Origin of the sequence: Xylella fastidiosa (genome assembly GCF_011801475.1) — a bacterium.
In the GTDB taxonomy this organism is placed as follows: Bacteria; Pseudomonadota; Gammaproteobacteria; order Xanthomonadales; family Xanthomonadaceae; genus Xylella; species Xylella fastidiosa.
This window is the reverse complement of sequence record NZ_CP044352.1, coordinates 2,059,437-2,072,195: the sequence shown is the minus strand read 5'-3', so window position 1 is coordinate 2,072,195 and position 12,759 is coordinate 2,059,437. Positions and strand designations below refer to the sequence as shown.

The window sequence follows — 12,759 nt, the reverse complement described above, 5'->3', positions numbered from 1 at the left end:
TCTTCCGTACTGGTATCGCGTCAGGTCAATGCTTGAGTTTGATTTGATTGACCGCTTGCGTGGTCGTATCCGTCCGCGCCAGGACGTGTTGTTAGGTGTGGGCGATGATGCTGCACTCTTGCAGCCACCACAGGGTGAACCATTGGTGGTCACCACCGATACGCTGAATGCCGGTGTGCATTTCCCAGTTGAGACCCATCCTGAGGATCTTGGTTGGAAAACGCTTGCGGTCAGTGTCTCGGATTTGGCGGCGATGGGGGCAACGCCACGTTGGTGTACGTTGTCTTTGTCGTTGCTCCAGGTGGATATGGCATGGATTGATGCTTTTGCTGATGGATTTTTCGAGCTGGCCGATCTACACGGTCTTGTTCTGGTCGGTGGTGACACGACATACGGCCCCTTGGCTACGTCGGTGACCGCGATTGGTTGCGTGCCACCGGGTATGGCCTTGCGTCGTGATGGTGCTTGTATTGGCGATGATATTTGGGTGACTGGCCGTCCTGGCGAGGCTGCTGCGGCATTGGCGATGTGGTGTGCTGGGATGCTTGACATTACCAAGTGTGCGCCTGATCCGCGCTGTGAGATATTGCGCCAGAGGTTGTTACGTCCGACGCCTCGGGTGGAAGTAGGGCTCGCTTTGCGGGGATTGGTGCATGCTGCGGTGGATCTTTCCGATGGCCTTCTCGCCGATTTGGGGCACATTTGTGCAAGCAGTGGGGTTGGAGCAGTGTTGGAATGTACGTCCTTACCGCGTGTTGCAGTGCATGGCGGATGGGATGAGGCGCAGGTTGCTTCTTGGCAATTGGCCGGTGGTGATGATTATGAGCTTTGTTTTACAGCAGCACCGCAGTGTGGTGCCCCAATACAGGACGTGTGCGCCACTTTGGGTGTTGAGGTGACACGCATTGGGCGCATTGTGGTTGGTGAGACAGTGCAGGTTCTCAATGCTGCGGGTGTGCCTTGGCAACTTTCGAGAAAAGGTTATCAGCACTTCATTGATTAAATGATGGATGTGTGATTGGTATTGGGCCTGTAGCGCTTTTCCCTCCGTTACTTGCAGGTGATGACTCATTTGGCGAAGGGAGAACGCTATGTTTTTCATCTGCCGTACATTCGTTGTTCCATCTGGTTCTGGGCACCATAAAAGTGAGTATTCAGCACGTAAATAGTGTGATTCTGTAAGCGCTGAGGGTGCTGGATAACACGCTGAGGAATATTTTCTCATAATGAAATTATGCTGTGTTTATCATTTAATTCCTTGCGCTAAGCGTGGTACAACCAGGGTAATGTGACGCATGACGTACTGCATTCAGGTTGGTTGATCTATTCATATTTCCTTGTTGAATCATGGCACGTTGAAGCGTTGCCGAAATTCCTGTGACTCGTACCCACAACATTGAATATCCTATGCACAATTCATTCTGCTTCTGCGGAGTGCCGCTTCCGGATCTGGTCTATGCCAAGTTAAAGTCCAAGGAAGAATTGGAACGGTTTCCTTTCACGGAAAGGGGCCGCGATTGGACACCGGAAAGGTCCGAGACGGTGTTAGCTCATGATGGTGTGGAATATCAGCATCGCTTTCACGTTAAATCGCTCGAAATGAAGGATGGCGACAACACCAAGCCTTTCGAGGGCGTTTTTCGATGGTTTAAATACTTTGTCGCGGAACCTTTGGTTGGTCTCCGAGTCCAGGTATTGCCAGCATGAGCGCGCTAGTCATTGATATCCAGGCGGTACGGAAGTTGGTTCAGGAGTTGCATCGTATCCATCGTCATGATGCGCGTGCCGCTGGGGTAAGGGAGCTTCTCCACGAAATCCGTAATGGTGGAAATGGTTGGAACATTATCAACGACGTGGTGCGATTCCGTGTCCAACTTGAACAGCGCCAAGTGATGTCAGGTGGACATATCCTCGCTGAGGACCAGTAGTGGATGGTGACATTGTCTCTTTAAAGCTCTCTAAACACGGTTGGATTTGTGGCGGCATTGTGTCTTGGAGGCTGGAGAGCGCACGTTGTGATGGACGTGGGGACTTGCGATGTGGTTTGCGGGTCTAACGACACCAGCGGTTCTAGGGTATCCGGATGATGGTCTACTCGCATGTTGGGTGCTGTTGTTGCAGTAGCGTTACGGTATCCGAGCCGATGATATGGAATCACAGCAGTTTTTAGATTTTTTAGATAGATTTTCAGAAGTGTTTAGGGAGTCGCTGGGGGATTGTCAATGTGTGTTGGGTTGTCGGCCGGGGGAGTCGGGGTGTGGTGGCGGGGTGTTACAGCGTATCTCAGTTGCCTTTTACAAGGCTTCCGATGCGTAGTCGGCCAGGCGTGAACGTTCGCCACGGCGCAAAGTCACGTGTGCGCTGTGGGGCCATTGTTTGAAGCGGTCAATGGCATAGGTGAGACCAGAGGTGGTTTCTGTCAGGTAAGGGGTATCGATTTGTTCGGCGTTACCGAGGCAGACGATTTTGGTGCCTGGGCCTCCTCGGGTGATGAGGGTCTTCATTTGCTTGGGGGTGAGGTTCTGTGCTTCGTTCAGAATGAGGTGGCGCGATAAAAAGGTACGCCCGCTCATGAAGTTCATGGAGCGGATCTTGATGCGACTGGTGAGTAGGTCGTTGGTTGCTGCACGGCCCTAGGCACTCCCTTCATGGAGATGTGTGAGTACTTCAAGGTTGTCGGTAAGTGCGCCCATCCACGGTGTCATCTTTTCTTTTTCACTGTCTGGTAGAAAGACGATGTGCTCGCCGACGTTGACGGTGGCAAGGGTCATAATGATTTTGCGGTAACGTTGCTGTTCCATGGTTTGTGCTATGCCGACGGCCAGCGCTAGCAGGGTTTTACCAGTGCCGGCGGTGCCGAGCAGTGAGACAAAATCAATATCAGGATCCATCAGTGCGTTGAATGCGAAGTTCTGTTCCCGGTTGCGTGCGGTGATGCCCCAGACGGTGTGTTGGTCGTTACGATAATCGTCTACCAGGGTGAGCGTTACCTTGCGATTGTCTAGAACCTGACAGACTCGCAGTTCGATGTCTTCTTCACCTGGAAGGTAGAGGTATTGGTTGCTATACCATTCTTCTTCTTTCTGCAAGGTGATTTCGTAGTATGTGCCGCCTTTGTCATTCCAACTACGTAGGTCTTGGTGATGCTTTTCCCAAAAATCCTCCGGCAGTGCGCTGACTCCGGTGAAGAGTAGGCTGAAGTCGTCTAGTGCACGGTCGTTTTCATAGTCCTCAGCGATTAAACCGCTGATTGATGCTTTGATGCGGAGGTTGATTTCTTTGGACACCAAGATGACTGACATCTCTGGGTGTTGCTCGTGCAGTGCGAGCACTGCCGCCAGAATGTTGTTGTCTGCAACGATATTCCGTAAGGCATTTCCGTGTTTGGTGGAGTGGGTTTGGAAGTACAGCCTACCGATGCCGCATTGATCCTTGAGTTGGATACTTTCAGGGGGACTTAGGGGGATGCCAGCCTTGATCTGATCGGCGTTGGTGTTGTTGATGAGTTCATCAAGAAAGGGACTGACTTGGTGTACGTTGCGGCTGATTTCCGAGGACCCTTTCTTAAGTATTGTCTAATTCTTCGATCACCTGCATTGGTAGGAACACGTCATGTTCTTCAAACTTGAACAGGGCGGTTGGGTCGTGGATGAGTACGTTGGTGTCCAGTACGTAGGTACGCTTGCCTGGTGTCATCTGAAATTCCTGGTGTGGCGTAGGGGCCGCTTGCCATGAACTGTGTTACGGGAGGGAGGGCTGGTTATTGCTCGGCATGGGCTTTGAGTTTGGTCAGTACTTCTTCAGCGTGTCCTGGTACTTTGACTTGGCGCCATGCTTCAACGATGCGGTGTGTTGGTCCAATCAGGAATGTGCTGCGTTCTATTCCAATGATTTGGCGTCCGTACATTGTTTTTTCTTTGATCACGTCAAATGCTTTGCACAGTAGTGCGTCACTGTCGCTGACCAATGGGAATGTGAAACCCTGTTTGGCGCAGAAGCTGTCGTGCGATTTGACGGAATCACGAGAGACACCAAGGACAGTTGCGTTGATCTGTTTGAATTGCGGCAGTAGCACGTTGAACTCCAGACCTTCTGTGGTGCAGCCTGGCGTGTTGTCTTTAGGGTAGAAGTAGAGCACTAGCCATTGGTTGGTATAGTCGCTCAGTGTTTTACAGGTGCCGCCCGATAGCATCAATGGGTGGTTGAGAAGCGAATGATTCAGGGTGTCGCCGATGTTCATAGGTGAGGTGCTGTCTGGAGATAATGCGGAAGGGGGACCTGAGCGTTCAGAATTTCATCGGATCTAAAATGGCATCAAGATTGAGGTGATCACAGAACTCTAGAAAATCATCGCGTAGTGCAGCGATATGCATGTTTGCAGGTATACCGATAGTGATTTGTGCCGAGAACATTTCTGCCCCGGTTTGCATTGCCCGATAGCGGGTGCTTTGAAGGTTTTCTATGGTAATTCCCTGGCGGTCGAAGAAATCGGCCAACTGAAACAAAATGCCTTGTTTGTCGGCGGCAATGACTTCGACGATATATGGCAGCAGGTTGGACTGAGTTTGTTTGGCACCAGTACGGTACCAGATCAGTTTCAATCCTTCCTCGCGTTCTAGTCGTGAGAGCATCGCTTCAAGTTTGGCAACAGCGTCCCAGGATCCGGTTGCTAGCGTTGTTATGGACACGTCACGACCGACTGTTGCTAGCCGGGCTTCTATCAGGTTGCAGCCGCTATCGGCGATACGACGGGTCACGGAGAGTAAGGGGGACTCCGGGTGCATCGAGTACGCGTTGATCAGGAGGTAGTTTTCGCTCGGCGAGGGCCGTGCAGCGGGGTCTGTCAAAGGGGAGTCCGGCATTGCATCAGGCTGAATGGAGCTCTATTTTCTGTTTGGAGCGGTGACCAGCATACTTGCCCCTGCTTTCTTGCCGCAAGTAACATGTTTGGGATTGTATCCATGGCTTGTACTTCAAAGCTGTTGTCCTCATTAATTTTAAGAGTATTACTGTCTTGTCACTTTCCGGGATTATTACTGCGCTGGTCACTCCGTTTGATCGAGATGGTGCGTTTGACCGTGATGCGTGGATTCGTCTGCTGGATATGCAATTAGCGGGTGGCGTGCAGGGCGTGGTTATTGCTGGTTCCACCGGCGAAGCAGCGACGTTGACCGATGCTGAGTATGACGAGATGCTGTGCTCGGCTGTGGTCCGAGTTGGTGGGCGTGTGCCGGTGTTGGCGGGTACTGGTTTGTCTGGGACTGCGAAAACGATTTCTCAAACTAAACGCGCGGCCGACAATGGTGCAGGCTATGCTTTGGTGGTGACCCCTCCGTACATACGTCCCAACCAAGGTGGTCTGAAGGCGCATTATTTGGCTGTGGCTGAGCAGGGGGGATTGCCAGTCGTGCTGTACAATGTGCCTAGCCGCACCGGCTGTGATCTGTTGCCGGAGACTGTCGCTGATTTGGCGGGGCACCCTAATATTGTCGGCATTAAGGAGGCGTGCGCTAGTCGTGAGCGCGTCCAGGCGCTGCTTGCTTTGCGTCGTCCAGGCTTTGCTGTATTCAGTGGTGATGACAGCAGTGCTGCGCGTTCGATGTTGGACGGTGCCGATGGTTTGGTTTCGGTTGCTTCCAACGTATTGCCGTCCGCTTATCGTCATCTATGTGATCTTGCTCGGGCGGGTGAGCGTGGTGCTATCGATCTGTGGAATGCGCGTCTGTCTGATTTTCACGCATTTTGTGGTCTCGACTCCAATCCGATTCCAATTAAGGCATTGTTACAGCGTATCGGCATTGGTTATGGATTGCGTCTGCCACTGCTACCCTTGTCGGTATGCCATCATGACATTGCCGATCACTTGGCTGACCAAGTGGCGGCATTGGAAGCACTTTCTAGCCGTAAAATAGTTACGGCCTGACACATCAGGAGATTTTTCGATGCGTTTTTCTGTTACTACTCTTCACGTGTATGCACTCGTGTTATTGGTCGTTGCTGCATTGAGTGGTTGTACTTTGTTGCGTAAGGGAGTGCATAAGGATTACGCGCTTTCACCAGAAACCCGTCCGTTAGAGGTGCCTCCGGATCTGAATATTCCGGCGACTTCTGGAGAGGGGAAAATACTGCCCCAAGTATCTTCGATACCTCAGGAACAGGTATCAGATTCAATCTCAGCTAAAAGTGGTTTTACCATTGCTGGTGACCGCGACAAGGTATTTATCAACGTTGGTAAGGCGTTGGTCGATATCCCAGATGTCATTATCTCGAGCAAAGCGCAGGCCCTAGGTTTCTATGATGTCAGTTATTGGGATGAGAAATTTTTGGTCCGTGTGGCTAGAAGCGGTACAGGAAGTGCTATTTCGGTGGTCGATTCGCGTGGTATGCCGGCGACTGGAAAAGCTGCGATTCAACTCATAGGTCTGCTGAAAACCAAGCTTGCTCGTTGATCTGTTGCTGTCAGTGATGGAGTAAGACCACAGGGTGGTTTTGATCTAGCTGGTCATCATGTAAATGGCAATGCCTCAGTAAATGCTGCGGCATTGTTTTTGTTGGCTTAAGCAATTTTATCTTTATGTGTACTTCAGTCTAGGTATTGCCTGATGTGTCATTTCTATATTTTTTAATGTTATTTCTTGTTGCGTCTCTGGTTATCTTCAAAGAGTAATTTTTGTTGCTGTTGTGTTTGGAGTCGAACGAGATTGTTATGACAGTTTCATACTGTTGATTTAGTGTGGCAAATTATTGGTTAGAAAAAGTTTTCTAAAATAATCCACTATAAATTAATCGAATTGTTTGGTGTATTTTTTCTTGATTGATGCTTCTTGGTACATCATGAATGACGACATACTTTTAGACAAAGCTGTCTGTGCTGTCTGTTCAAATGTCATGTGAATACGATGGTGTTTATTGGAATGGTGTTTCTTTTTGGGAAGTTTTAGGTATTGTTAGCCCGTTTTTTATTTTCTGATCTGTTGAGCATGTTTGAGTATTAAGTATCCGTTGCGAGCGAATTCGGCCTAAATTGTTGATCACGATGAGGCCGAATAAGCGGTCATTGTTGCAGAAGCGGATGCTGATATTGCTGCCGGCATTGCGGCCATCTGGAAGGAAGCGAACCCGTGGCCGTCCAGATGTGGAGATAATGCTTAGAGAACCGTTATTGGTGATTTGCTCTTGGTACAAAATGGCTTTTGATGAGATGGGTTGTGGCTTGCGACTCGAATCGCGATAGGTGATCCAGCCATTGCTCCAATTACTATCTTGACGACATTTATTGTCGCCGCGGCTCGGGCAGACGCTGACGGGCGTTTGTTGGGTGATGGCTGCCAGTCTGGCACCTGCGAACTGGGAACTCAGCAAATGCATTTTATTTTCCAGTCTTTGACGTTCCAGAGTTTGTTTGAAGAATGGTAACCCGATGGCGGTCAATAATGCGATTAGCGCCATCGTGATTAATAGCTCCGGCAATGTATAGCCCCGGGATGATGGCATACCGATAGTCTCGACAATGTTTAGGGCCGAAGTCTGGTTTAAATGATCAGTTCAGCGAATTAGGTTAATGCCGCTATTTTGTGTAGGGATTTCACCTGATTTCATATCAGTCATTTAATTATAAACTGGCGCACCGCTTTGGAATCACTGTGTTATGACAGGTTTGTTTCAGCTTGTTTCTTCATACTCTCCTTCTGGGGATCAGCCTGCGGCTGTACAGAAGCTAGTCACTAATTTCCATGCTGGCATTGCTAAGCAGGTGTTGCTTGGCGTTACTGGTTCTGGGAAGACTTACACCATCGCTAATGTGGTTGAGCAGATTCAGAAGCCAACTCTGGTGATGGCGCCAAACAAGACGTTGGCAGCACAGCTTTACGGGGAATTCAAGGCGTTCTTCCCGCACAATGCGGTGGAATATTTTGTCAGCTACTATGACTACTATCAGCCTGAGGCGTATGTTCCAGCCTCGGACACGTTCATTGAAAAGGACAGTTCTATCAATGAATACATTGAACAGATGCGTTTGGCTGCAACGAAGGCTTTGCTGTCACGTTCTGATGTGTTGGTGGTGGCGACCGTGTCGGCGATTTATGGTTTGGGTGCGCCTGAGGATTATCTTTCGTTACGTTTGATTTTGTCGCTGGGTGAGCATATTGAGCAGCGGCAATTGATCAGGCATCTCACTGAGTTGCAGTACACTCGTAACGAGTTGGATTTGGTGCGTGGTAGTTTCCGTGTACGTGGTGAGGTTGTTGATGTATTCCCGGCTGAGTCAGAGATGGAGGCGCTGCGCATTGAGTTGTTTGATGGTGAGATAGAAAGTTTGAGCTTGTTCGATCCGCTTACCGGTCAGACGGTACGTAAGTTGCAACGTTTTAGTGTTTACCCTAAAACCCACTATGCAACTACGCGTGAACGTACGCTCAGTGCCGTTGATACGATCAAGGATGAGCTGAAAGAGTATCTAGAACTTCTGTATGGGCGGAATAAGTTGGTTGAGGCGCAACGTTTAGCTCAGCGTACTCAGTTCGACTTAGAGATGATGGCCGAGGTTGGTTATTGCAATGGTATTGAAAATTACTCTCGTCACTTAACTGGTAAGGCTCCGGGGGAACCTCCACCGACGTTGTTCGATTATCTTCCTCCGGATGCGCTACTGGTCATTGATGAGTCGCATGTGACAATTCCGCAGATCGGTGCGATGTTCAAGGGGGACCGTTCCCGTAAAGAAACGCTGGTGGAATTTGGTTTCCGTTTACCATCGGCGTTAGACAATCGACCGCTTCGCTTTGAGGAATGGGAAGTGCGTTCGCCGCGTAGCATTTACGTCTCGGCGACTCCAGGATCATATGAGTTCCGCGAGTCCGCGGGTGAAGTCATAGAGTTGCTGGTGCGTCCGACCGGCTTGATTGATCCTGAGATAGAAATCCGTCCGGTTGCGACGCAGGTGGATGATCTGATTTCCCAGATCAATGCGTGTATCAAGTTAGGTGATCGGGTTTTGGTCACCACGTTAACTAAGCGTATGGCTGAGAACCTCACTGAATATTTGAGCGAGCAGGGTATCCGGATACGTTATTTGCATTCGGAAATCGATACGGTAGAACGTGTGGAGATCATCCGTGATTTGCGTCTTGGTAAATTCGATGTGCTGGTTGGTATCAACCTTCTACGTGAGGGATTGGATATGCCGGAGGTGTCGTTGGTGGCCATTCTTGACGCTGATAAAGAGGGGTTTTTGCGTTCGACCAGTTCACTGATTCAGACGATTGGTCGTGCCGCACGCAGTGTGCGCGGTAGGGCAATCTTGTATGCCGATAAAGTGACTCGTTCAATGCGCGCTGCAATTGATGAAACCGAGCGACGTCGACAAAAGCAGAAGGAATACAATGCTGAGAACGGTATTGTTCCGAAATCCGTTGTACGGCCCATTAGCGACATTTTGGAGGGTGCGCGAGATGGTGTCGAGGTGAAGAGCAAGGGGAAGGGGCGCAGAGTTGATGAGGTTCCCGCTGACTATGGTGCGCTTAATCAAGCTGAGATTGCCGCACAGATGAAAGTGCTGGAGCAAAAGATGTACCAGCATGCGCGTGATTTGGAGTTTGAGGATGCGGCGCGTATTCGCGATCAAATTCAGCGGCTTAGGGAGGCTGGTCTGGGTTAAATTGAACTCCCGAATATTGTCCTCTATAAGGCAGCGTGTTGTGACTCAGTGCGGTACTGGGCTACAATCCGGCGCGCAGACGTCTGTTTCTGCGTTGTAGGTACGGGCGGTTAGCTCAGTGGTAGAGCACTACCTTGACATGGTAGGGGTCACAGGTTCGAGCCCTGTACCGCCCACCAATAAAATCAATAGGTTGCGCAATCTTCGATTTTATTGGCTAACACGCAACTAACACGCAAGCGCCCCATGTACGCATCAATAGCGCGAACAGCATCGGCCATATAGTCAGGCCGGTACTTGGCGTAAACGTCCGTAATCCCACCATACGCACGGTGCCCCAGCATTCCTTGAATGTCCTCCGCAGACACACCTGCCGCGCGTAGCTCGGTAGCCATCGTGTGCCGGATTACCTTCGGAACGGTGTCCTTGGGTAAGCCTGCCCGCGTCCGTAACTTGCGCCATGCAGTTTTGAAGCTCGCAATAGATCTCCCATGCCAGTGCACTAGAGGGCCGCTGTCTACTGACAGTATCCAAGGAAGGAGGAAATCACAGATGGGAACAACGGGCCGGTGTTTTTTCGTCTGTTTGCGTCCTGGTGGGTTCTGCGTCAATAGGCGTCGTTGGGTGTCCGCGAACTCTCGTTGTAGCCCGAGGATCGTCTCTGGCCTTGCTAGAGTTCCATAGGCGAGGGCGAGGTACATACGTTCATGAGGGAGGGTCGCGGCCTCCCATAATGCGGCTGACTCCTGAAGCGATAACACCTGGTCCCTGGGCGGTGCGTCTTTCCCTGGGATGATGTATGGCACCGAAGTAATTTCCCCTTACTTGTATGCTCGATTTAATGCGGCTTTCCCTACGGTAAGTATCCTTTTTATATAGCCGTCGCTACGGAGGGTATCGCTTCCCGTCTGTAGCCACCTAACAAACTCACGTTGCCGTGACGGTGTAATCTCTGAGACTGTCGCACCTGCAAAAAAGTCTGACCAGTACCCCAAGGCAACTTTCGCGCTTTCCGCTGATGTGATGTTGCAGGCATGTTGCTGCCAATACTTGGTTAGGACTAAGTCCAGGACGACATCCTGGGGCATTTGTTTGCTGATATCGCCATATTTGGCATACCATTCCCATAACCTTACTTTGGCTTCTTGAATATCCGTTGTGCCAAGAGATGCGCGGTTTGTCTGTCGGGTAGCGGCGTCAAACCAAGTGCGGCACCAATTTTTGGAACCTGTGCGCTGGCTGAGCCAGTAGTTCCCAATTTGCCCTGGGCGTTCCTGCATTGTTGAATGTACTCCTCAATGATTTGATTGCTGTACCTGTAAATCCGGGTACTGATACGAATGGGGTGTATCCGGCCAGCCATGCGTTCTCGGGTGAGTGTGGCTTTGCTGACGAGGAGTCGGCGTGCGGCTTCCTCTTCGGTATACAACTCGGGAAGTTTTTCAGCAGCGCTCATCCCCGTGCCCTCCTGTATTACGCTCCTGTAATTCCCCTAATGCGGCCTCTCGGTGGGTTCCCTCTTTGAGTTTTTCCGCTTCCGCGTCTTTTTCTTTCTCTTTTTCAGCGACCATATTAGTGACCAAGGCTTCGATAAAGGACATGTGTTCGCGAATACGCGCACATTCATCGGATAACTCGAGTGGTGGGGTGTCTTGATGCTTTTCATTTGATGGGGCGCTCATCGCGTCATGGCTCCTTGTGATGTGAGTGGTTTGCCTGTTTCTCTGCGTTTCACCGCTTCCAGCAGCAGGTCCTGTACTTCGCGTTTAGATTCACGGCGGGCCATCACCAATTCATCCACCGTGCCCGCCGCCACGATGTGGTGAATAAATACAGGCCGCTGATGTCCGGCTTGCGCCTGACGTGTCGGCCCAATGCGTTCGATGATCTGCTGGTACTGCTCCAGGTCCCACCAGTGGCCGAAGAAGGCCAAAATATTTCCGCCGTCTTGCAGATTTAAGCCATGACCGGCACTGGCCGGATGGGCAAATAGCACGGGAATGTTCCCCGCATTCCAATCGCGGATCGTGTCGGGGTGTTTGTCCAAAGCACGCCCCTTGGGGAAGGCACGCTGCAACCGTGCGACATCACTTTTAAAGTGATACGCCACCAACACCGGCATACCGGCGGCTTCTTCGATAATGTCGTGCAGCGCCTCTAATTTCGCATCGTGCACGACTTCCCAGGCCTGACGTGTGTCATCGGTGTACAGCGCACCATTGGCCAGTTGCAGGCATTTAATTGTCTTGCTGGCGGCGTTAAAGGCTTCTACTTCAGCACCGCATTCCAAGGCGATGAACATATCTTGTTCCATCGCCTTGTACAGACGTTGCGCATGTGCTGGCAACGCAACGCGAATCGTATTGACAATCGGCTGGCATAAATCGAAGTACGCCTGTGGATCAAGTGATAAACACAGGTCGCGTATCTTGTCTTGAATCTCTTGAGATGCATGTGGCGTGGGCGCAAAGCGCACCGCATGCGGATCACTGCCGATCTGCATCGCACGGAACCAGCGATCGATAAACGCTTTAAAATGCGTCCCAAGCCGTGCCCCACGATCCACCATCCACATCAGCGCCCACAGGTCCTGTAGCCCATTGGGCGCGGGCGTGCCGGTCAACCCAACGTAGCGCTCCACCTTGGTATGCACATGCGTGGCCAGTGCGCGGGCGCGCCGTGTTCCTTGCCGCAGCCGGAACCCTTTCAACTTGGAGCACTCATCGGCGACCACCATACGGAACGGCCAACGGTCCTTGTAAAACTCCACTAACCATTTCAGAGTGTCGTAATTAATGCAGTAGATATCCGCCTCCTGCTCCAAGGCGTGGCGACGTGCCGCCGCACTACCCACGACCACGGACACCCGCAGATGGCGCAAATGGGGGAACTTGGCCACCTCATCCGGCCATGTCGTGGCCGCAACGCGCAGCGGAGCAATCACCAAAATAGGCGCAATGTCTTCCACCACCAGGAGCACATCTAACGCCGTCAGCGTGGCTACTGTCTTCCCCAAACCCATGGGCACAAACAAATTGCAGCGTGGGTGCGTCAGGATGAAATCAACGATGGTGTGTTGGTAGGGGCGCAGGTTCATGCCA

General features: G+C 51.2%; 13 protein-coding genes, 1 tRNA gene and 1 pseudogene. 7 read left to right on the top strand and 8 right to left on the bottom strand.

Annotated features, from left to right (window positions below):
- The first annotated feature begins 28 nt into the window (after positions 1-28).
- From thiL to F7G16_RS09615, 3 genes are all read left to right on the top strand, one after another.
- Positions 29-1,003, top strand: a complete 975-nt coding sequence (gene thiL / locus F7G16_RS09625; protein ID WP_004089682.1) for a thiamine-phosphate kinase — start codon at positions 29-31, stop codon at positions 1,001-1,003.
- A gap of 374 nt (positions 1,004-1,377) precedes the next feature.
- Positions 1,378-1,707 (top strand): hypothetical protein, encoded by a 330-nt coding sequence (locus tag F7G16_RS09620; RefSeq protein WP_228446150.1) that lies wholly within the window; start codon positions 1,378-1,380, stop codon positions 1,705-1,707.
- Positions 1,704-1,928, top strand: a complete 225-nt coding sequence (locus F7G16_RS09615; RefSeq protein WP_004086512.1) for a hypothetical protein — start codon at positions 1,704-1,706, stop codon at positions 1,926-1,928. Before F7G16_RS09620 ends, F7G16_RS09615 begins: the two co-directional genes overlap by 4 nt.
- A 366-nt stretch (positions 1,929-2,294) precedes the next feature.
- Here the strand turns inward: F7G16_RS09615 and F7G16_RS09610 are convergent.
- The 3 genes and pseudogenes from F7G16_RS09610 to F7G16_RS09600 all read right to left on the bottom strand — a co-directional run bounded on the left by F7G16_RS09610 (position 2,295) and on the right by F7G16_RS09600 (position 4,862).
- Positions 2,295-3,696, bottom strand: a pseudogene (locus F7G16_RS09610) (PhoH family protein).
- A 64-nt stretch (positions 3,697-3,760) separates the two neighbouring features.
- Entirely contained in the window at positions 3,761-4,240 is a 480-nt protein-coding gene (locus F7G16_RS09605; protein WP_004089690.1) for a peroxiredoxin, read from the bottom strand.
- Positions 4,241-4,286: 46 nt separating this feature from the next.
- Complete coding sequence (locus F7G16_RS09600) at positions 4,287-4,862, bottom strand: glycine cleavage system transcriptional repressor (protein ID WP_011098233.1); 576 nt, start codon at positions 4,860-4,862, stop codon at positions 4,287-4,289.
- A 152-nt stretch (positions 4,863-5,014) separates the two neighbouring features.
- Between F7G16_RS09600 and dapA the strand changes: the two genes are divergently transcribed.
- On the top strand, positions 5,015-5,923 hold the full coding sequence (gene dapA / locus F7G16_RS09595) for a 4-hydroxy-tetrahydrodipicolinate synthase (protein ID WP_004089694.1): 909 nt from the start codon (positions 5,015-5,017) through the stop codon (positions 5,921-5,923).
- A gap of 19 nt (positions 5,924-5,942) precedes the next feature.
- Positions 5,943-6,449: a hypothetical protein gene (locus F7G16_RS09590; protein WP_004089696.1), complete on the top strand. Its 507-nt coding sequence runs from the start codon at positions 5,943-5,945 to the stop codon at positions 6,447-6,449.
- A gap of 457 nt (positions 6,450-6,906) precedes the next feature.
- Here F7G16_RS09590 and F7G16_RS09585 read toward each other — a convergent pair whose 3' ends face one another.
- A complete protein-coding gene (locus tag F7G16_RS09585; RefSeq protein ID WP_011098232.1) occupies positions 6,907-7,494 on the bottom strand; it encodes a GspH/FimT family pseudopilin in 588 nt (195 codons plus the stop codon).
- Between the two features lie 154 nt (positions 7,495-7,648).
- Here F7G16_RS09585 and uvrB point away from each other — a divergent pair, with 154 nt between their 5' ends.
- The gene (gene uvrB / locus F7G16_RS09580) at positions 7,649-9,658 is read left to right on the top strand and encodes an excinuclease ABC subunit UvrB (protein ID WP_004089700.1); all 2,010 of its coding nucleotides are present in this window, start codon (positions 7,649-7,651) and stop codon (positions 9,656-9,658) included.
- Positions 9,659-9,762: 104 nt separating this feature from the next.
- A tRNA-Val gene (locus tag F7G16_RS09575) sits at positions 9,763-9,837 on the top strand.
- Between the two features lie 6 nt (positions 9,838-9,843).
- Here F7G16_RS09575 and F7G16_RS09570 read toward each other — a convergent pair.
- The 4 genes from F7G16_RS09570 to F7G16_RS09555 all read right to left on the bottom strand — a co-directional run bounded on the left by F7G16_RS09570 (position 9,844) and on the right by F7G16_RS09555 (position 12,755).
- Positions 9,844-10,464, bottom strand: a complete 621-nt coding sequence (locus tag F7G16_RS09570) for a site-specific integrase (protein ID WP_014607459.1) — start codon at positions 10,462-10,464, stop codon at positions 9,844-9,846.
- A 326-nt stretch (positions 10,465-10,790) separates the two neighbouring features.
- The gene (locus F7G16_RS09565; RefSeq protein WP_004089706.1) at positions 10,791-11,114 is read right to left on the bottom strand and encodes a helix-turn-helix transcriptional regulator; all 324 of its coding nucleotides are present in this window, start codon (positions 11,112-11,114) and stop codon (positions 10,791-10,793) included.
- Positions 11,101-11,340 (bottom strand): hypothetical protein, encoded by a 240-nt coding sequence (locus F7G16_RS09560; RefSeq protein ID WP_011098231.1) that lies wholly within the window; start codon positions 11,338-11,340, stop codon positions 11,101-11,103. Before F7G16_RS09560 ends, F7G16_RS09565 begins: the two co-directional genes overlap by 14 nt.
- On the bottom strand, positions 11,337-12,755 hold the full coding sequence (locus tag F7G16_RS09555) for a DEAD/DEAH box helicase (protein ID WP_011098230.1): 1,419 nt from the start codon (positions 12,753-12,755) through the stop codon (positions 11,337-11,339). Before F7G16_RS09555 ends, F7G16_RS09560 begins: the two co-directional genes overlap by 4 nt.
- Positions 12,756-12,759 lie beyond the last annotated feature (4 nt).

Bases quoted from the DNA above. Each gene is read 5' to 3' on its own strand.
- F7G16_RS09585 (WP_011098232.1), bottom strand. From the start codon at position 7,494: ATGCCATCATCCCGGGGCTATACATTGCCGGAGCTATTAATCACGATG.
- F7G16_RS09590 (WP_004089696.1), top strand. From the start codon at position 5,943: ATGCGTTTTTCTGTTACTACTCTTCACGTGTATGCACTCGTGTTATTG.
- F7G16_RS09565 (WP_004089706.1), bottom strand. From the start codon at position 11,114: ATGAGCGCTGCTGAAAAACTTCCCGAGTTGTATACCGAAGAGGAAGCC.
- F7G16_RS09600 (WP_011098233.1), bottom strand. From the start codon at position 4,862: ATGCCGGACTCCCCTTTGACAGACCCCGCTGCACGGCCCTCGCCGAGC.
- uvrB (WP_004089700.1), top strand. From the start codon at position 7,649: ATGACAGGTTTGTTTCAGCTTGTTTCTTCATACTCTCCTTCTGGGGAT.
- thiL (WP_004089682.1), top strand. From the start codon at position 29: ATGCTTGAGTTTGATTTGATTGACCGCTTGCGTGGTCGTATCCGTCCG.
- F7G16_RS09615 (WP_004086512.1), top strand. From the start codon at position 1,704: ATGAGCGCGCTAGTCATTGATATCCAGGCGGTACGGAAGTTGGTTCAG.
- F7G16_RS09560 (WP_011098231.1), bottom strand. From the start codon at position 11,340: ATGAGCGCCCCATCAAATGAAAAGCATCAAGACACCCCACCACTCGAG.
- F7G16_RS09605 (WP_004089690.1), bottom strand. From the start codon at position 4,240: ATGAACATCGGCGACACCCTGAATCATTCGCTTCTCAACCACCCATTG.
- F7G16_RS09555 (WP_011098230.1), bottom strand. From the start codon at position 12,755: ATGAACCTGCGCCCCTACCAACACACCATCGTTGATTTCATCCTGACG.